At 63.4% G+C, this 14,276-nt stretch carries 31 protein-coding genes and 1 tRNA gene; 28 read left to right on the top strand and 4 right to left on the bottom strand.

All coding sequences use genetic code 11. From position 1 onward, the window contains the following. Positions 1–2: 2 nt before the first annotated feature. The 3 genes from ACK4FB_RS07980 to ACK4FB_RS07970 form a co-directional block, all read right to left on the bottom strand. Positions 3–173, bottom strand: coding sequence for a hypothetical protein (locus ACK4FB_RS07980; RefSeq protein WP_409750249.1), 171 nt, complete (start codon positions 171–173; stop codon positions 3–5). Continuing rightward, positions 174–341, bottom strand: a complete 168-nt coding sequence (locus ACK4FB_RS07975; RefSeq protein WP_409750245.1) for a hypothetical protein — start codon at positions 339–341, stop codon at positions 174–176. It lies immediately after the preceding gene. A gap of 115 nt (positions 342–456) precedes the next feature. Beyond that, positions 457–684: a hypothetical protein gene (locus ACK4FB_RS07970; protein WP_409750242.1), complete on the bottom strand. Its 228-nt coding sequence runs from the start codon at positions 682–684 to the stop codon at positions 457–459. 93 nt (positions 685–777) lie between these two features. Between ACK4FB_RS07970 and ACK4FB_RS07965 the strand changes: the two genes are divergently transcribed. The 19 genes from ACK4FB_RS07965 (at position 778) to ACK4FB_RS07875 (ending at position 9,599) form a co-directional block, all read left to right on the top strand. Next, positions 778–1,374 (top strand): hypothetical protein, encoded by a 597-nt coding sequence (locus tag ACK4FB_RS07965; protein ID WP_409750239.1) that lies wholly within the window; start codon positions 778–780, stop codon positions 1,372–1,374. Between the two features lie 211 nt (positions 1,375–1,585). Next, on the top strand, positions 1,586–1,975 hold the full coding sequence (locus ACK4FB_RS07960) for a hypothetical protein (RefSeq protein ID WP_409750236.1): 390 nt from the start codon (positions 1,586–1,588) through the stop codon (positions 1,973–1,975). 47 nt (positions 1,976–2,022) lie between these two features. Beyond that, on the top strand, positions 2,023–2,373 hold the full coding sequence (locus ACK4FB_RS07955; protein WP_409750233.1) for a hypothetical protein: 351 nt from the start codon (positions 2,023–2,025) through the stop codon (positions 2,371–2,373). An 11-nt stretch (positions 2,374–2,384) separates the two neighbouring features. Continuing rightward, the gene (locus ACK4FB_RS07950) at positions 2,385–2,561 is read left to right on the top strand and encodes a hypothetical protein (protein WP_409750230.1); all 177 of its coding nucleotides are present in this window, start codon (positions 2,385–2,387) and stop codon (positions 2,559–2,561) included. A gap of 193 nt (positions 2,562–2,754) precedes the next feature. Then, entirely contained in the window at positions 2,755–3,252 is a 498-nt protein-coding gene (locus ACK4FB_RS07945) for a hypothetical protein (protein ID WP_409750227.1), read from the top strand. A 94-nt stretch (positions 3,253–3,346) separates the two neighbouring features. Beyond that, positions 3,347–3,580 (top strand): hypothetical protein, encoded by a 234-nt coding sequence (locus ACK4FB_RS07940; protein ID WP_409750224.1) that lies wholly within the window; start codon positions 3,347–3,349, stop codon positions 3,578–3,580. Continuing rightward, positions 3,577–3,786: a hypothetical protein gene (locus ACK4FB_RS07935; RefSeq protein WP_409750221.1), complete on the top strand. Its 210-nt coding sequence runs from the start codon at positions 3,577–3,579 to the stop codon at positions 3,784–3,786. The genes ACK4FB_RS07940 and ACK4FB_RS07935 overlap by 4 nt, the downstream gene beginning before the upstream one ends. Further along, a complete protein-coding gene (locus tag ACK4FB_RS07930) occupies positions 3,783–4,016 on the top strand; it encodes a hypothetical protein (protein WP_409750218.1) in 234 nt (77 codons plus the stop codon). The genes ACK4FB_RS07935 and ACK4FB_RS07930 overlap by 4 nt, the downstream gene beginning before the upstream one ends. After that, on the top strand, positions 4,009–4,755 hold the full coding sequence (locus ACK4FB_RS07925) for an ERF family protein (protein WP_409750215.1): 747 nt from the start codon (positions 4,009–4,011) through the stop codon (positions 4,753–4,755). Before ACK4FB_RS07930 ends, ACK4FB_RS07925 begins: the two co-directional genes overlap by 8 nt. Then, the gene (locus ACK4FB_RS07920) at positions 4,752–5,387 is read left to right on the top strand and encodes a lambda exonuclease family protein (protein ID WP_409750212.1); all 636 of its coding nucleotides are present in this window, start codon (positions 4,752–4,754) and stop codon (positions 5,385–5,387) included. The genes ACK4FB_RS07925 and ACK4FB_RS07920 overlap by 4 nt, the downstream gene beginning before the upstream one ends. Beyond that, positions 5,387–5,845 (top strand): single-stranded DNA-binding protein, encoded by a 459-nt coding sequence (gene ssb / locus ACK4FB_RS07915; protein WP_409750209.1) that lies wholly within the window; start codon positions 5,387–5,389, stop codon positions 5,843–5,845. Before ACK4FB_RS07920 ends, ssb begins: the two co-directional genes overlap by 1 nt. Positions 5,846–5,854: 9 nt before the next feature. Continuing rightward, positions 5,855–6,394, top strand: coding sequence for a hypothetical protein (locus ACK4FB_RS07910; RefSeq protein WP_409750206.1), 540 nt, complete (start codon positions 5,855–5,857; stop codon positions 6,392–6,394). Next, positions 6,391–6,813 (top strand): hypothetical protein, encoded by a 423-nt coding sequence (locus ACK4FB_RS07905; RefSeq protein WP_409750203.1) that lies wholly within the window; start codon positions 6,391–6,393, stop codon positions 6,811–6,813. The genes ACK4FB_RS07910 and ACK4FB_RS07905 overlap by 4 nt, the downstream gene beginning before the upstream one ends. Further along, positions 6,810–7,130, top strand: coding sequence for a hypothetical protein (locus ACK4FB_RS07900; protein ID WP_409750200.1), 321 nt, complete (start codon positions 6,810–6,812; stop codon positions 7,128–7,130). The genes ACK4FB_RS07905 and ACK4FB_RS07900 overlap by 4 nt, the downstream gene beginning before the upstream one ends. 1 nt (position 7,131) lies before the next feature. Continuing rightward, positions 7,132–7,485, top strand: coding sequence for a hypothetical protein (locus tag ACK4FB_RS07895; protein ID WP_409750197.1), 354 nt, complete (start codon positions 7,132–7,134; stop codon positions 7,483–7,485). A 95-nt stretch (positions 7,486–7,580) separates the two neighbouring features. After that, entirely contained in the window at positions 7,581–8,282 is a 702-nt protein-coding gene (locus ACK4FB_RS07890; RefSeq protein ID WP_409750194.1) for a hypothetical protein, read from the top strand. Beyond that, positions 8,279–8,836, top strand: coding sequence for an HNH endonuclease (locus ACK4FB_RS07885; RefSeq protein ID WP_409750191.1), 558 nt, complete (start codon positions 8,279–8,281; stop codon positions 8,834–8,836). The genes ACK4FB_RS07890 and ACK4FB_RS07885 overlap by 4 nt, the downstream gene beginning before the upstream one ends. After that, a complete protein-coding gene (locus tag ACK4FB_RS07880) occupies positions 8,833–9,255 on the top strand; it encodes a hypothetical protein (RefSeq protein ID WP_409750188.1) in 423 nt (140 codons plus the stop codon). Before ACK4FB_RS07885 ends, ACK4FB_RS07880 begins: the two co-directional genes overlap by 4 nt. Beyond that, positions 9,252–9,599 (top strand): hypothetical protein, encoded by a 348-nt coding sequence (locus tag ACK4FB_RS07875; RefSeq protein WP_409750185.1) that lies wholly within the window; start codon positions 9,252–9,254, stop codon positions 9,597–9,599. The genes ACK4FB_RS07880 and ACK4FB_RS07875 overlap by 4 nt, the downstream gene beginning before the upstream one ends. A gap of 31 nt (positions 9,600–9,630) precedes the next feature. Here ACK4FB_RS07875 and ACK4FB_RS07870 read toward each other — a convergent pair whose 3' ends face one another. Then, complete coding sequence (locus tag ACK4FB_RS07870) at positions 9,631–9,786, bottom strand: ribbon-helix-helix protein, CopG family (protein WP_409750182.1); 156 nt, start codon at positions 9,784–9,786, stop codon at positions 9,631–9,633. Between the two features lie 9 nt (positions 9,787–9,795). Between ACK4FB_RS07870 and ACK4FB_RS07865 the strand changes: the two genes are divergently transcribed. From ACK4FB_RS07865 to ACK4FB_RS07825, 9 genes are all read left to right on the top strand, one after another. Continuing rightward, the gene (locus ACK4FB_RS07865) at positions 9,796–10,293 is read left to right on the top strand and encodes a hypothetical protein (protein WP_409750179.1); all 498 of its coding nucleotides are present in this window, start codon (positions 9,796–9,798) and stop codon (positions 10,291–10,293) included. Continuing rightward, entirely contained in the window at positions 10,286–10,942 is a 657-nt protein-coding gene (locus tag ACK4FB_RS07860; RefSeq protein ID WP_409750177.1) for a hypothetical protein, read from the top strand. Before ACK4FB_RS07865 ends, ACK4FB_RS07860 begins: the two co-directional genes overlap by 8 nt. Next, positions 10,939–11,139 (top strand): hypothetical protein, encoded by a 201-nt coding sequence (locus ACK4FB_RS07855; protein WP_409750174.1) that lies wholly within the window; start codon positions 10,939–10,941, stop codon positions 11,137–11,139. Before ACK4FB_RS07860 ends, ACK4FB_RS07855 begins: the two co-directional genes overlap by 4 nt. Positions 11,140–11,142: 3 nt before the next feature. Further along, the gene (locus ACK4FB_RS07850; RefSeq protein ID WP_409750171.1) at positions 11,143–11,748 is read left to right on the top strand and encodes a hypothetical protein; all 606 of its coding nucleotides are present in this window, start codon (positions 11,143–11,145) and stop codon (positions 11,746–11,748) included. After that, the gene (locus ACK4FB_RS07845) at positions 11,741–12,070 is read left to right on the top strand and encodes a hypothetical protein (RefSeq protein WP_409750168.1); all 330 of its coding nucleotides are present in this window, start codon (positions 11,741–11,743) and stop codon (positions 12,068–12,070) included. The genes ACK4FB_RS07850 and ACK4FB_RS07845 overlap by 8 nt, the downstream gene beginning before the upstream one ends. Beyond that, the gene (locus ACK4FB_RS07840) at positions 12,067–12,330 is read left to right on the top strand and encodes a hypothetical protein (protein ID WP_409750165.1); all 264 of its coding nucleotides are present in this window, start codon (positions 12,067–12,069) and stop codon (positions 12,328–12,330) included. The genes ACK4FB_RS07845 and ACK4FB_RS07840 overlap by 4 nt, the downstream gene beginning before the upstream one ends. Positions 12,331–12,401: 71 nt before the next feature. Then, positions 12,402–12,869, top strand: coding sequence for a hypothetical protein (locus ACK4FB_RS07835; RefSeq protein WP_409750163.1), 468 nt, complete (start codon positions 12,402–12,404; stop codon positions 12,867–12,869). Between the two features lie 171 nt (positions 12,870–13,040). Then, entirely contained in the window at positions 13,041–14,054 is a 1,014-nt protein-coding gene (locus tag ACK4FB_RS07830) for a tyrosine-type recombinase/integrase (protein ID WP_409750160.1), read from the top strand. Between the two features lie 99 nt (positions 14,055–14,153). Further along, a tRNA-Lys gene (locus ACK4FB_RS07825) sits at positions 14,154–14,229 on the top strand. Positions 14,230–14,276: the final 47 nt, after the last annotated feature.

Below are 14,276 nucleotides of genomic sequence, written 5' to 3'. Positions count from 1 at the left end.
AATCAGGCGGCGGCCGGGGGATGGTCCTCAGGGCCGTCGTCATTGGCGGCCCACGCTGGATCAGGCGCGGGGTAGTCAGCTTCCGGGGCGGGCGGCAGACTGGCGATGAACGCCCACCCGCCGATGATGATGAGAAGGGCGCCGGTCCCGACACCGAGGGCGAAGGTCAGCATCTAGGCGACCCCCCAAAGGGCCAGCACGAGGTGGCCAGCCACCGAACCCATGGCGAAGAACACCAAGAACCACGCGAACGAAAAAGCCCGCTTGGCGCGCTCAATTTCGACCGCAGCGGCGATCAGCGCGATAAGGGTCACGGTGAGGGAAAAAACGATCCCGGCCATCAGACAGCCTCCATTTCAGAAAAGGCGGCCCGCCGTGGCCGGGGGGTTCGGGAAACCACGGCGGGCCTGACGACGCGGCCGGGGGGCACAGCGTCGTGTTCGTGAGCGGGGGCGGTCATGCCGCGCGCTCCGCTGATTGTTCGTCGTTGGCGGGGGCAGCGTTCAGCCGCTCGGCGGCGTCCAGCAGCTTCCGAAGATTGTCGAGGCTCTTGTGACGCCAGCCTTTGCCGCTCAGGGTGTAGATGGTCGTCAGCGGAACGCCGGAGGCTTCGGAGAGGCCCTTAGCCCCCACCTTGTCTTCGGCGGCCTTCACGGCCTGGATCGCTGCGTCGATGGTGTTCATGGGAACGCATACTACGATCTTTCGTATTCGTTGCAAGCCCTATTACGAAAGACCGTCGTTCCCAACAAAGTGATCTGGCGCCATGACCGCCCCATGAGCGATCAGGTTAACGATAGACGCGAGGGGTTCCGACGCTTCGTAGATGAGCACGGAAGCGTTGCCATTGTGGCGAAACGCGCCGGAGTGCCGCCGACGACCCTCTACAGCTACCTCTCGGGTAAATCGGATTCACTTAAGGGCACGACCGAGGAGAAGGTCGCGACCGCATTTGACGTTCCCGTCGCGCAGTTGTTTGGTGGTGGGCCACTCAACCGTGAAGTGGCCATTGCCTACTATGTGGGGGCGGGGTCAGAAGTGCACGCATTCAGTGAGGGACAAGGGCCGTTCGAGTATGTAGAGGCCCCGGACTACGCGACAGACAAGACGGTCGCGGCCAAAGTGTCAGGCTCCAGCATGGGGCCGTGGTTTGATGGGTGGGTCGTCTTCTATGACGACGTGCGCTCTCCGATCACCGAAGATCTGATTGGGGAAATATGCATCGTCGGGCTGGAGGATGGGCGGGTGCTGCTCAAGAAGGTTCAGGCCGCCCGAACGCCGGGGCTGTTCCACTTGCACTCGCAGTTTGAAGCCCCGATCAGTGACGTGGTGATAGCCTGGGCCGCGAAGGTCACGGGTATGCGCCCCCGGTAAGCGCCACCCCAGTCAATAACGCAGGTTAAGCGAGGCCCCGTCTCACCGGCGGGGCTTCGTCAATTCTGGCGTTCCTGCGCAACACTCGCAACAAGAACTACGACCGCCCGTAGCGCAGCGGATTACGGGTTTTCGTATTTATCGCTTGCGCACTACGAAACATCGTATAGGATGACCTCCATCAACGGCCTAGCCGAATGGAGCGACCACGATGCAACTCAAGACCGTAAAGACCGCCGCCGATCTGCCCTACGCGGGCGTCGAACTTGTGACCGTCGATAAGACCGTCACCGAAGTCATCATCGGAAAGATGCGCGTTCGCGCTGGCCAATACACCGGCCTCGCCGTGGTGGTCGAAACGCCCGGCGACGCCGTGAAGCGCCACCGAGTGACCGCCGTGCTGGAGGACTTCGGCACGAAGGTCGAACACTACGAACACTCCTTCGAGGCCGACAGCGCCGTCTCCAAACTGGAACGGCTCGGCGCCACCGTCACCCGCGACGAGGTGACCGTTCTGGTGAACGAACTCGGTGCTGTCGTCGGTGACGCCCCGGCCCCGTCCGCCACCACTGCGCCTGAATACGAGCCGCTGCCGTTCTGAGCGCCACCCCCCCCACCCCAACGGCCTAGCCGTAATGGAGCACGACGATGACGGCGCAAGCCCTTCAAGACGAGATCACCACGTTCGTTCAGGAGTCCCCTCACCCTGCCGAGGCATGGGATGACGCGGCGGCCCTGACGGCTATCGGGATCGACATTGCCCAGACCATTCGGGAGGGCGTCCGCAAGATCGACCGCATGTCGAACTGCTCGATCATGAAGCCCTCGGGCTACGGCGAGATGCGCGTCACGGCGAGCGAGCTGGTGGAGCATGTCTGCGACGGCATGTCGGGAGCGGTTCGTGGCCACAAGGTCATCCGCGCCTCCGCAATGAACGAGCTTGAGGGCGGGTATCCGTTCTTCTCTTCGGATGCTCCTGAACGGAGGGCTGTGGCGTGAGCGATAACCGCATGGCCCAGTCGCTGATCGAGAACCTGATCGGCTTGGACAAATACGCCGACGACGCGCGCCTCTACGTGATGGCCCAGAACCCGGCGAACTACCACCATTGGAGCAAGCCGATCGGCCCCATCGTGACGGCCGGTGAGTTGCGCGACGCACTCAACAAACTGGGCGGGTTCAAGTGATGGGCCGCGCGATGCCAGCGCGGGGCAACGGCGAGAGGGTCGCTCCCGCCCCCATCCTCACCCGCTCCATGCTCCTGAACAAGCATGAAGGACCAGACGAGATCGAACAGCAGAACGAGAAGTTCCAGGCTCTGATGGCCGAACTGAGAGGGCACATAGAAGTGCTCTCCCCTACTATACAGGAGAGAACGGTATGAGTGCTCATTCCGGCGCGAGCGCCTCCATACCCACCGAGCTTGTTGCACGGCTTGAGGCTGCTTCCGTGGGGAGCCCAGAACTGTCGGCGCTCGTCGTCAAGGCCGCGCTCGCTCCGGCTGATACATGGGTTGCGCAGTCTCGCTTCAACAGCGCGTGGTGCATTTACGAGCGCCCCGAGAAGCCACGGATTTGGGAGGTCGGCGGCGCTCTTCGCGGAGCATCTGTCACCGAGAGCCTAGACGCTGCCGTGGCCCTTGTGGAGCGGGTGCTGCCGGGGGCGCTCTGGACGGCGGGAAGCAACATCTACGATGACGCTCCCACGGGGCAGGCTGAAATCTACATGCCGGTCCCGAAGGACTTTCACGATGGTCTTGGCGAGGTCACGGCCCCAACCCCCGCTCTCGCCCTCTGCATCGCCCTGCTGAAGGCGAGAACCGCCGCGTCTGACAGTCTCGCTGGGGACGACGCTGAAAGCGGCGTGAACCCATCATGACCCGCCATTCCATAACTGAGGCCCTGTCCTGCTTCGCCGTCTTTCTGGCGACGATCTGCGGGGTTTGGCTCCCCATCATCATTGCGAGGCTCGCATGACACGCGTTCTTAGAACCGACTACCAGGCTGTGAACGCCGCTGGCGTCACCCTCCGCACCTTCGACCGCCAAGACGCAGCCCGCGCATGGGTGAAGGACAACGCCATGCTCCACGACGGCCTCTATCTGGAGGAAGTCACCATCATGGCCCGGCGCGTCTATCGCCCCCGCGCGACACCCACACGGCGAGATTTTGACTTCTCCATTCCGGCCTATGGGGCGGCGGTATGAGCGCGACGTTCGGAACAGGCGCGGTCGTCACTAACGGCCATTGGGTCGGAAACGTCCTCGCTGTCCACGGTGACTACGCATGGGTTCAGCCTGCGCAATATGTCCGGCGTGGTCCGAAGGGCGAAGTTCTCCCCTACGACTTCAAGGACGGCCCGCTGACCTTCCGAACCCGCGACCTGTATCCCGCCTTGGAGATCGCGGCATGACCCCCACCCAATCACCCACCCAGGAACCGGCGGTTCGCAAGAGCGAGGGCGAAAGCCTGACTGCCAATAACAGCGCCGGGGGTGGTGATGAATACCTGTTCCGGGCGCCGAGGCATGGCGACCTTGTGCGGTGTCACTACTGCACGAACGGACCCTGCGACTACTGCGGCGGCGAGCGTGTCGTCTTCGCTTCCGACCTGACCTTTTTCGAGGAGAACCCCTATGTCTGAACCCGCCCTGAAAGGCGACGTGGTGATGCGCGAGGATGCGCCCGCCACGACCGCGATCATATCAGTGATCGAGCGCGCCGCCACCAATCCGAACGTGGACATCGACAAGATGGAGCGCCTGCTGGAAATGCAGGAGCGCATCATGGCCCGCGATGCGAAGGCGGCCTATGCGGCGGCGCTGGCCGCTATGGCCCCGGCCCTGCCCGTCATCAGCGAGCGCGGCAAGATCAGCACCGACAAGGGCAAGACGGTCCAGTCCACCTATGCGTTGTGGGAGGACGTGAACGACGCCATCAAGCCGGTGCTGGCCACCCATGGTTTTGCCCTGTCGTTCCGCACCGGGCGTCAGGAAGGCCAGATCACGGTAACCGGCGTCCTGTCGCACCGCGAAGGCCACTCCGAAGAAACCACCATCACCCTGCCCCACGACTCCAGCGGCTCCAAGAACGCCGTGCAGGCGGTCGGCTCCAGCACGTCCTACGGCAAGCGCTACACGGCGGGCCTGCTGCTGAACCTGACCAGCCGGGGTGAGGATGACGACGGACAGTCGGGAGGCTCTGGCGCGGTAATCACCGACACCCAGGCGAACGAAATCCGGGATCTGATCCAGTCCACCGGCTCCAAGATCGGGCCGTTCCTTGAATACATCGGCGCGTCGTCTGTCGCTGACATTCCGGCCGCCAAGTATCAGCCCGCCATCGCCGCCCTGCGCCAGAAGGCCAAGGGAGCGGGAAAATGATCGAGCAAGGGAGCGACGCTTGGCACGACGCCCGGCGCGGCAAGGTTACGGCCTCGCGCGTGGCAGACGTGATCGCCAAGACGAAATCCGGCTACGCGGCCTCGCGCGCCAACTATCTGGCCGAGTTGCTTTGCGAGAGGCTGACTGGCGACACCGCGCCCTCATTCATGAACGACGCGATGCGCTGGGGCACAGAGAAGGAGCCCGAGGCTCGCGCCGCCTACGCCTTCAGGACGGATGCCGAGGTCGAGCAGATCGCCTTCGTGGACCACCCCCGGATCAGCATGGCAGGCGCGTCACCGGACGGCCTGATCGGCACGGACGGGCTCTTGGAGATCAAGTGCCCTCAAACCTCGACACACCTCGAAACCCTCGCCAGCGGCAAGCCCGCAGCCAAGTACGTCACCCAAATGCAATGGCAACTCGCCTGCACCGGGCGCGACTGGTGCGACTTCGTTTCCTACGACCCGCGCCTGCCTGAAAACCTGCGGTTCTTCCTGACCCGCATCCCCCGCGACGACGCCTTCATTGAAGCGACGGAGGCCGAAGTCGTGGCCTTCCTCGCTGAACTGGACGGCCGGATCGCGGACCTGACAACGCGCTACGGCGCCCAACTGAAGGAGGCCGCATAATGGCCGGTTCGATCAACAAGGTGATCCTGGTGGGCGCGCTCGGGCGTGACCCGGAAATCCGCGTCCTCAACAGCGGAGAGAAGGTCGCCAACCTGTCTCTGGCCACGTCCGAAAGCTGGAAGGACAAATCGACCGGCGAGCGCAAGGAAAAGACCGAATTCCACCGCGTCGTCATCTTCAACGAGCATCTGGTCAAGGTCGCGGAAAACTACCTGAAAAAGGGCTCTCTAGTCTACGTCGAGGGCTCTCTCCAGACCCGCAAATGGACCGATCAGCAGGGCATCGAGAAGTATTCGACGGAAGTGGTGCTCCAGAAGTTCCGCGGCGAACTGACCATGCTGGGTGGCAAGCCCGAGCGGGACGATGACAGCTTTCAGGGAGGCGGTGATGCGGGTGTGGCCGGGCGCGGTTCCGGTCCCCGCGAAACCTACGATCTGAATTCGGACATCCCCTTTTAGGGCGCCGCCATGACCCCCCCCATCCCCTTCATCTGGTCTGACGACGACGGAGCCTTCCGGCCCCTGAACGCCCGCTTCATGCGCGCGGCGAAGGAAGCCTATGGGGATGGCGAGGTGGTCAGCCTGGCGCCGGTCGAGGACCGTTCAGCCGCATCGCACCGCCACTACTTCGCCTCGATCAATGAGGCTTGGCAGAACATCCCCGAGGACATGGCTGAGGACTTCCCGACGCCTGAACACCTCCGCAAGAAAGCCCTGATCCGGGCGGGCTATCGTGACGAGCGGTCGTTCGTCTGCGGCTCCCGCGCCGAAGCCATCCGTCTGGCGGCTTTCCTTCGACCCGTCGATGACTACGCCATCGTGTCCGTCAACGGAACGTCCGTGGTCCAACTGACCGCCAAGAGCCAGTCCCTGCGCGCAATGGGCAAGGCGGCGTTTCAGGAGTCGAAGGAAGCGGTCCTAGCTGTCCTTTCGGAAATGATCGGCGTGACGACCCAGGAACTGCATCAGGCCGCCAACTCCAATGAAGCACAGGGGAAGGCAGCGTGAGCCTCTCTTGGACGCAGCGCGAAATCCTCGCCGCCGCACAGGCCATCAAGCGGGAAGAGAACCGTAAGCGCCGGCGAGCGGTCAAATCCCAGATCCCCGCCGAAAAGCGCCACCGGGGACAGGAGAAAGACAAGGGCTTCCTGCAATACCTCCGACGCCAGCCATGCGAGGCGCAGGGGTTCGGGTTCTGCGGCGGCCCCGTTCAGGCGGCGCACGTCAGCTATCAGCAGCATGGCATCCCGAACAGCTTCGGACGGGGCGTCAAAAACCACGACCGTCACGCAAACCCGCTCTGCGCCGAGCACCACAAAATCCAGCACGACATGGGCAACGAGCGCCGGTTCTGGGCCTCTATCGGCAAGGACGCATACGAAACCGCCGCGCGCCACTACGCGGCCTACCAGGGACAACCGAAATGACCGACCCACAAGCCATCGACCTGACGAAGTTTGAGAAAGATGACCGAACGGGACATTGGGAAGTCGTCATCACACTGACGGGCGAAGTCCGCGAAACCGTGAAGGCGGACACGAAGGAAGAGGCCCGCGCCAAGGTCGAAAAGATGATCACGGACGGCGAGTTTGAGCTGATGTCCGACGAGGTTGAGGACGCCAAAATCGATCTGCTCTACCCATCGTGGCCCATGTATCTCGTCACCCGCGAGGGGCGTCCGATGCAGGTGTCCCACGTCCAGCCTGGCGACGAACCCCGTCAACGCGACGAGCGAGGATTCTGACATGACCGACCCACAAGCCAAAGCACAGCCATGGACTGCGGCTCGCGAACGCATCGCTAAGTTCGTTTCCGAGTGGCCGAAGGGAAGCCATCGGGGGGATATGATCCACGGGCTGCACATGGGATGCCCGCGCGAGTCCGAACTTCGCCTGTCGGACATCAAGATGCTCTTGGACCAGTCTGCCGCCTCTCCTGATATGGCGGAGGCTCTGCGGGACGTGGAGGATTTCCTGTCTGCGGAGTTCGGCCCGGTGGATGAGGACGCCCAGAAGGACGCTTCTCGCTGGTCAAACGAAGACGCTTTCTATGTCTGGACCGGCGTCCGAGCCGCTCTGGCCAAGGCGGGTGTGTCGTAATGGGGGATATAGTTCATTCCGGGGCTGCGCCCCTCCATACCCACCGCGCGACGGATAGGTCTGGTGTAGATCGGCCAATCCTGTTCAGCGGCCCGATGGTGCGCGCTCTGTTGGCCGGGCGGAAAACCCAGACCCGGCGCATCATGAAGCCGCAACCGAGCGCCTACATTCCGGGACCGAACCGACACCCCACTATTCGAACGGAGCCGTATTTCGATTCATACTGCAATGGCCCGGCATCGCCCGCCAACCCCCGTCGCATGTCGCAGCACTGGTGCTGGTGGGCGCCCGACAATCGCCAAGGATCCGACTGGATCAGGTGCCCATACGGCGTTCCCGGCGACCGCCTCTATGTGCGCGAGACGTGGAAGCCGCACTCGACCTTCGCCGGGATGAAGCCTCGCGACGTGCCGAAGAGCCGCATCTTCTATCAGGCGGACGACACCTACGCTCCGAGCAACACGCCGTGGAAGCCTGGCATCCACATGCCCCGATGGGCCTCGCGCCTGACGCTGGAAATCACCGACGTTCGCGCCGAGCGGTTGCAGGCGATCAGCGAAGCCGACGCCGAGGCCGAAGGGGTCGAGCACCCGGGCGTGAAGGACGTGGTCCCGCCCGGCGCATGGTGGAGCCCCCGGGATGGCTACGCTCGCCTCTGGGAATACATCAACGGCCCCGGAAGCTGGGATGCCAATCCCTGGGTCTGGGCTGTCTCGTTCAAGGTCATCCCCGCCGCATCTGACAAGCTCGATGGGTACGGAGCCGAAGGCGGAGTGAACAAAGGAGATTCCACATGACCCAGAACCATGAAGGCTTGGGCGGTGAGGGTTTGGCTCATTCGCCCGAGGGGGCGAATACCCAGCCGGGGGCGGATGGGGTGGTTCTCGCTTCCGACGAATGGAAGGGCAACCGGAAGCAGCGGGAGGCCCTGCGAAAGAAGTTCGATGGCCGTTGCGCCTATTGCGGGTGCGAACTGACTGACATGCACTGTGACCATCTGGAGCCGATCATTCGCGTTCAGACTGACCAGTGGGGGCGACGCCTCCCAGCCGCTGAACAGCGCGTCATCCGGCCCGAGCGCAACATCGTCGCCAACATGATGCCCGCCTGCAAAGCCTGCAACCTGCACAAGGGAGGCTACTCGCTGGAAGGCTGGCGAGACATCATCCGCCGCTCTGCCGAGATCGTCCGTAGGCAGACCTCGACCTTCCGAGCGGGTGAGCGGTTCGGGGTTATCATCGTCTCTGGCGAGCCCGTGACGTTCTACTTTGAACGGTTGGCCACCGCCCCCTCCCCACCCTCGGTAGGGACGAGCCTCAAGGCGAGTGAACACAAGGACCCCACGACATGACCGATGACCCTTGGGCTGAACTTGAACGGCTGGCGAGGGAGGCGACGGCTGGGCCGTGGGTCATCAATGAGCGCAGTGGCCGTAATCAGCCGTTTATAGTGGGGCACGCTGCCGGAACGGGCGGCACATATCGGCTGGTGTCCGTTCATCAGCCCTACGGCAAGCTGACACAGATGCAGGCCAACGCCGCCTACATCGCCGCCGCCAATCCCGCCCGCATCCACCAGTTGATCGCAGAGAACCGGAGGATGAAGGAGGCGGTGACAGAAGCCGAGGCATCTGCGCGCCGATACGCTCGATGCTACTCCGAGGGGTCAGACGGACGAAACACGTTCCTGATGCTCGCGGATCACATTGCCACCATCGCCCGCCAAGCCCTCGCTGGGGACGAAGGCGCTTGCGCCGGAGTGAACAAATGACTGACCACACCGCACTTATCGAAAGGCTTCAGGATGGCCGACCGCCATACATTGCGGAGCTCGCCGCAGCGATCGGGTTCGCGGAAGACGGGCTGGTCCACTCGCAAATCGCAGGCGTTCTCTACCAAAGCTCCATAGACGCGGCCATCGCCCTAGCTGACCGAGTATTGGACGTGCGCGGTCCCCTGAACATCAACATCTGTTTGGCCGGGTCGGCACAGGTGCAGATTCACGACATGGACCCCTGCGGGGCGACACATCAGGCCGTGGCCTCAACCCCGGCGCTGGCCGTCGTGATCGCCCTTCTCCGCGCCCTCCAGCCCAAGGATGGAACCAATGTCTGAACCTCAGCCCTTGGGTTTGGCCTCGCGTTCGTCACCCCTTCTTTTCGGCGCGGGCGACACCTTCCGCGATCAGGCGGCGAATGGCTTCCGACCGGGACCAGATGCGCTCACGGGCGCGCCATGCGTCCAAGGCTTCGATTTCCTTGGCGCTGATGACCAGCTGAACTCTCACGTCCTTTTTCTCCATGTCGGCTTCATGCCCGAGCAGGGCGACGAGTGCAACATAGGCGACTTGCAGAAGTTACACAAGTCGCTTGACATGCGTAACAGCAAGGTGTGTAACTCGCTCCATACTGTTTATGGAGACAAGCCGATGACCTTCCAGCTTGACACGTCAGGCGTCGTTTACGTCCAGTCCGCCTTCATCACCGATCGCAACAGCAAGGTCGCCAAGCGCTGGTCCGACCTCTCGCCCTTCACGCAGGGCTATATCGAGGCGCTGTTTGCGGCGTTCGATCCTGAGCCCACGCCGGGCGTTCGCCTTGCGCCGGGACCGTTCGGCTTCTCCGACCTCGCCCCGGAAACCCTCGCGCGTATCATCGCGGACTGCGGCCTCGCTCAACGTGAGGGCGATGGGCGCATGGAGGGCATAGACTACTGGAACCGCCGCCAAGCCGGTGAATACCTCACGACGCGCCAGCCCCAGACCGTCCAGCTAGGCGACGACGGCAAGGTGAGGCTCGCCAATGTCTGAACCCTCACGCAACACCCCGCCCGGCGAAACCCTCGGCCCTGCCGCTGCTTTCTGGGCCAAAGTGAAGAAGCCCGAGGCCCCTGCTGGTGAGGGTGCGCCGAAACGCACCATGACTATCGACCTGACCGATGCCGAAATGGCGGCGCTGGAAGATCTGATCGCGAAGAAGGATTTGGACGGCCCCAAAATATTCCGCGACTCGTTCAAGGTCTATCAGGCTGTCGAACGCGGCGCGGCCTCAGTGACATGGCACGAGAGCGGCCCGCTGGGGATGCCTTACACGGACCCGCCTCCCCCCGAAGCCCCTAGCCCGCCCAAGGGGGAAGTCGAAGCGGCGCTTCCGGTGTTCGGGCAAGTCGTGAAGCGCGGAACCCGCGACGCCGTGTTCGTCCCGAACGATGGCCGAGAAATGGTCCTGTCCGACTCCTGCACGGTCACGCCGGTCGTCACCCTCGCCGCCGCCGAAGCAGCCCTCACCGCATCCCAGGCTGAGACTGCGCGGGCTGTGGAGGCGTTGGAGCGGGCAAGCAAACTTCGAGACGAGTACTCGCGCCTAGCGCAGGGCGACGGTGATCCTGAGAAGGTCTTGTTCGCCATCGACGCTGAGGTGGACGCCGCCCTCCAAGCCCTCAAGGAGAAGACGCCGTGACCAACACAATCGCCCGCCTGATCTGGCGCTATCGCCTTGTGAGAATCATGCGCCGCGGCGGCTTCGGATGGGGTCTGCCCAGCGCATGGGCCTACAGCGGAGCCCTCCGAGAAATGGCCGAAGACAAAACCTGCTTCGATACGGTTCCGCCGCCCGGCGAAGTTCTGGCCGTCGATATGCAGCATTGGGAGGACTGAGCCGTGACCCACACCCCTGATATGCGGCTTGTGCCCGCCCCTGAATATGCAATGAGCGAGACTGGAGCGGGGACCTATCGACTGATCCTCGGCTATGGCTCGCTTGAGGCAGCGCAAGCGGCTCAGGAAGCCCTCGCAGCCTCCCCCTCCCCGTCTGTGGAGGCGGGCTATCCAAGCGTCTTAGAGCGGGAGCGCTCCGCTGTTGCTGTCGGCGTGGCGGCGGTCAAGAAGGCCCTCGCCAGCCGCGAGCATTTGCGGGAACCAGGGCGAGGCCCTTTCGCCTACGATGATGAGCAATATCAGCGCGAGTTTGGCGAGGCTCTTGATGAGATCGAGGCTGCGCTAAAGCCGCTTTCGGTCATAGCCAGAGATTGGTCGGGATGCCCGAATGATCCTGCCGAAATCGCAAAGGCTCGCCAAGCCCTCTCCACCGCCCCTGAACGGGTGGGGGCTGGTAATCTGCGGGAGAAGGTGGAACGCGCGGTCCTCGACTGGTTCCGTGATGACGCCCCGCTGAACATGAAGATGACGTGGAAGCCCGAGCTTTCCAACGGGCTGGTCAATCGGCTCCTCGCCCTCCTCCAATCCCAGGATCAGAACAATGGCTGAGCAATCCACCATAGAACAGGCAGTCGAGCGGATGATCCTTGCGGCGGGCTATCAGCACCTCACGGAAGCCAATGCGTTGAAATGCGCCCTAGCCCTCCATGAAGCAGGGATGCTGGTGTCGGAGGAGCCGGTGGCGTGGCGGCCGATGTCTGAATGTCCGGCCGATGACTCGATGATCCTGGCCCGTCGTGCCGATGGCGCGATGATGGTCTGGCGGGCAAGCATTCTGATGCACAAGCCGACGCCTGCCCACTTGGATTTCAGCCCGACCGGCTGGATTGCCTGCCACGACCTGAACCGCCTCAAAGGGGGCGACCGATGACCCGTTCGTGGGACGATTTGAAGTCCGACAAGGCGTTGGTCTGCAAGCGCGAGATCAACTGCGAGCATGGCGGGGCTACCGTTTGGATGGTCCTTCTTTCTGATGGCCATCTGATCGACTGCGGGTCGGGAAAGAACGCCGACGCTCGCGCCGCGACGCTGGCCGAAATGCTCAACGAGGCGGGGCCTGAACGGCTCGGACACAAGGCGCTCGGTGCATGGCCCCTCCCCACACCTCCAGAGGAACCACGCCGTGAATAGTTTAGCTCATTTCCCTTCGGGAAATACCCAGCGGGGAGCGGTCAGAACGGTTCTAGCTCTTGGAGGCCGCTATGCGCTTTGACCTTAAGACGCCGTGCAAAAACTGCCCGTTCAGGACCGACGAGACGGCCATCCGGTTTCAGTGTTTGGAGCGCGCCGAAGAGATCGAGGAGAGCGCCTATCGCAACGGGTTTCCCTGCCACCTGTCTGCCGACTTGGAGGAAGACGAGGGCGATGCGGGCTATGTGTTCGGGGGAAACACCCAGCACTGCGCCGGCGCCCTTCTCATGTTCGCCCGACATGGCGACGGCCCGGTCCCGTTCACGCGGCTTTCGGAGGCGAAGCAGGAAGCGGTGCTCAACCGGCTGGACTGGTCCGCGCCAGTATTCGAGTCGGAGGCCGACTTTCTTGACAGTTATGGCCCCACCGACTCCCCCACGCTCGCTGGGCACGAAGCCGAAGGCGTAGTCTCAAAAAACCAACACCCCAAGGAGGCGGGGGAGCCCGCTACCAACCAACCAGGGGAGAAAGAGCCTTGAACAAACCGGCCCCCTTTCGGCAGGCTGACGTCAAACGGCTCATCAAGGGGGCGCAGGACTGTGGCCTGACCGTTTACGGCGTCGAGTGCCTGCCGGATGGAAAGGTGCGGCTCTTGACTACGCCCCCGGCAAATGACGACCTGAGCCCGCTGGAGGCTTGGGAGCGGGAACATGGTGACGATGCGGCTTAGAGGCGTCCATGTGGTGCGCCGGCGCCTGTCCAGCGGCGAAGTCCGCGAGTATCACTATGCGTGGCGCGGCGGCCCCCGGATCCATGGAAAGCCAGGCTCGCCGGAATACCTGGCCAGACTCCGCAAGGCGTTGGAGTCGGTCAAGGTCGCGCGGCAGGGGACGTTCCGAGAGATCATCACCGCCTATCAGGCCAGCCCGGAATACCGCAAGCTGGGTCATCACTCCAAGCGCGCCTACGACCGCCACATAGCCCAGATCGAGAGCAGGTTCGGGACCATGCCGCTCGCTGCACTGGAGGACGCGAAGGTCCGGCGTCATTTCATCGACTGGCGCAACACGATGCAGGACCGGCCCCGGACGGCGGACTACGCCATGACCGTGCTGAAACGCATCCTGTCGTGGGCCGTCTCAGAGGTGCGGCTGACGATCAATCACGCCGAGCCCATAGGACGCCTCCACAGCGCCAACCGGGCCGACAGCATCTGGACGCCCGAAGAGATCGAAGCCCTGCGCGACGAAGCCTCAGACGAGCTTATGTGGGCCGTCGAGCTGGCCATGCACACCGGCCTTCGCCAAGGCGACCTGACACGGCTGGCGTGGACGCACTACGACGGCGAGTCCTTCGCCATGACCACCTCCAAGCGCGGGCGCGACGTGCTGATCCCCGCAACCCCGGAATGCCGGGCGGTGATGGCCAGGATCAAGAAGCGCCACGTCACGGTGCTGACGACGGAGCGGGGCAAGCGCCCGTGGACCCCGGACGGGCTGCGCTCATCGTTCGGCAAGGCGTGTCGGGACGCCGGGATCAAGCGGACGTTCCACGACCTTCGCAGGACCGCCGCAACCAACCTCATGAAGGCCGGGAGGCCCGCGTCACAGGTCGCGCTCATCATGGGGTGGGAGGAAGACACCGTGGACGCCCTGAAGCGCAAATACGTCAGCCGCTCCGCAGTGGTTCAGGATATGCTTGCACACGGGCGAAAGGATGGTTAGGAGAACGCCTCCCGAACGGGTCGCTGTAAAACGACTGTAAAACGGCACGTTCGGGTCGATTGTATGGGGGCAACCAAACCCTTATACAGTAAGCGATGTGGGTGATTAGCTCAGTTGGTAGAGCAGCTGACTCTTAATCAGCGGGTCCACGGTTCGAGCCCGTGATCACCCACCATCGGCCCTCCCCCTGAAAAGATAACGGCGCCCGAAGGCGCCGCTCTC

It is taken from the genome of Brevundimonas sp. (assembly GCF_046299535.1).
Classification (GTDB): Bacteria; Pseudomonadota; Alphaproteobacteria; order Caulobacterales; family Caulobacteraceae; genus Brevundimonas.
Note: the sequence above shows the minus strand (reverse complement) of the source record. Positions and strands in the feature narration are given on the sequence as shown.

Coding starts and splice junctions, on each gene's coding strand:
- ACK4FB_RS07980 (WP_409750249.1), bottom strand. CDS start 173: ATGCTGACCTTCGCCCTCGGTGTCGGGACCGGCGCCCTTCTCATCATC.
- ACK4FB_RS07975 (WP_409750245.1), bottom strand. CDS start 341: ATGGCCGGGATCGTTTTTTCCCTCACCGTGACCCTTATCGCGCTGATC.
- ACK4FB_RS07970 (WP_409750242.1), bottom strand. CDS start 684: ATGAACACCATCGACGCAGCGATCCAGGCCGTGAAGGCCGCCGAAGAC.
- ACK4FB_RS07965 (WP_409750239.1), top strand. CDS start 778: ATGAGCGATCAGGTTAACGATAGACGCGAGGGGTTCCGACGCTTCGTA.
- ACK4FB_RS07960 (WP_409750236.1), top strand. CDS start 1,586: ATGCAACTCAAGACCGTAAAGACCGCCGCCGATCTGCCCTACGCGGGC.
- ACK4FB_RS07955 (WP_409750233.1), top strand. CDS start 2,023: ATGACGGCGCAAGCCCTTCAAGACGAGATCACCACGTTCGTTCAGGAG.
- ACK4FB_RS07950 (WP_409750230.1), top strand. CDS start 2,385: ATGGCCCAGTCGCTGATCGAGAACCTGATCGGCTTGGACAAATACGCC.
- ACK4FB_RS07945 (WP_409750227.1), top strand. CDS start 2,755: ATGAGTGCTCATTCCGGCGCGAGCGCCTCCATACCCACCGAGCTTGTT.
- ACK4FB_RS07940 (WP_409750224.1), top strand. CDS start 3,347: ATGACACGCGTTCTTAGAACCGACTACCAGGCTGTGAACGCCGCTGGC.
- ACK4FB_RS07935 (WP_409750221.1), top strand. CDS start 3,577: ATGAGCGCGACGTTCGGAACAGGCGCGGTCGTCACTAACGGCCATTGG.
- ACK4FB_RS07930 (WP_409750218.1), top strand. CDS start 3,783: ATGACCCCCACCCAATCACCCACCCAGGAACCGGCGGTTCGCAAGAGC.
- ACK4FB_RS07925 (WP_409750215.1), top strand. CDS start 4,009: ATGTCTGAACCCGCCCTGAAAGGCGACGTGGTGATGCGCGAGGATGCG.
- ACK4FB_RS07920 (WP_409750212.1), top strand. CDS start 4,752: ATGATCGAGCAAGGGAGCGACGCTTGGCACGACGCCCGGCGCGGCAAG.
- ssb (WP_409750209.1), top strand. CDS start 5,387: ATGGCCGGTTCGATCAACAAGGTGATCCTGGTGGGCGCGCTCGGGCGT.
- ACK4FB_RS07910 (WP_409750206.1), top strand. CDS start 5,855: ATGACCCCCCCCATCCCCTTCATCTGGTCTGACGACGACGGAGCCTTC.
- ACK4FB_RS07900 (WP_409750200.1), top strand. CDS start 6,810: ATGACCGACCCACAAGCCATCGACCTGACGAAGTTTGAGAAAGATGAC.
- ACK4FB_RS07895 (WP_409750197.1), top strand. CDS start 7,132: ATGACCGACCCACAAGCCAAAGCACAGCCATGGACTGCGGCTCGCGAA.
- ACK4FB_RS07890 (WP_409750194.1), top strand. CDS start 7,581: ATGGTGCGCGCTCTGTTGGCCGGGCGGAAAACCCAGACCCGGCGCATC.
- ACK4FB_RS07885 (WP_409750191.1), top strand. CDS start 8,279: ATGACCCAGAACCATGAAGGCTTGGGCGGTGAGGGTTTGGCTCATTCG.
- ACK4FB_RS07880 (WP_409750188.1), top strand. CDS start 8,833: ATGACCGATGACCCTTGGGCTGAACTTGAACGGCTGGCGAGGGAGGCG.
- ACK4FB_RS07875 (WP_409750185.1), top strand. CDS start 9,252: ATGACTGACCACACCGCACTTATCGAAAGGCTTCAGGATGGCCGACCG.
- ACK4FB_RS07870 (WP_409750182.1), bottom strand. CDS start 9,786: ATGGAGAAAAAGGACGTGAGAGTTCAGCTGGTCATCAGCGCCAAGGAA.
- ACK4FB_RS07865 (WP_409750179.1), top strand. CDS start 9,796: ATGCCCGAGCAGGGCGACGAGTGCAACATAGGCGACTTGCAGAAGTTA.
- ACK4FB_RS07860 (WP_409750177.1), top strand. CDS start 10,286: ATGTCTGAACCCTCACGCAACACCCCGCCCGGCGAAACCCTCGGCCCT.
- ACK4FB_RS07845 (WP_409750168.1), top strand. CDS start 11,741: ATGGCTGAGCAATCCACCATAGAACAGGCAGTCGAGCGGATGATCCTT.
- ACK4FB_RS07840 (WP_409750165.1), top strand. CDS start 12,067: ATGACCCGTTCGTGGGACGATTTGAAGTCCGACAAGGCGTTGGTCTGC.
- ACK4FB_RS07835 (WP_409750163.1), top strand. CDS start 12,402: ATGCGCTTTGACCTTAAGACGCCGTGCAAAAACTGCCCGTTCAGGACC.
- ACK4FB_RS07830 (WP_409750160.1), top strand. CDS start 13,041: ATGGTGACGATGCGGCTTAGAGGCGTCCATGTGGTGCGCCGGCGCCTG.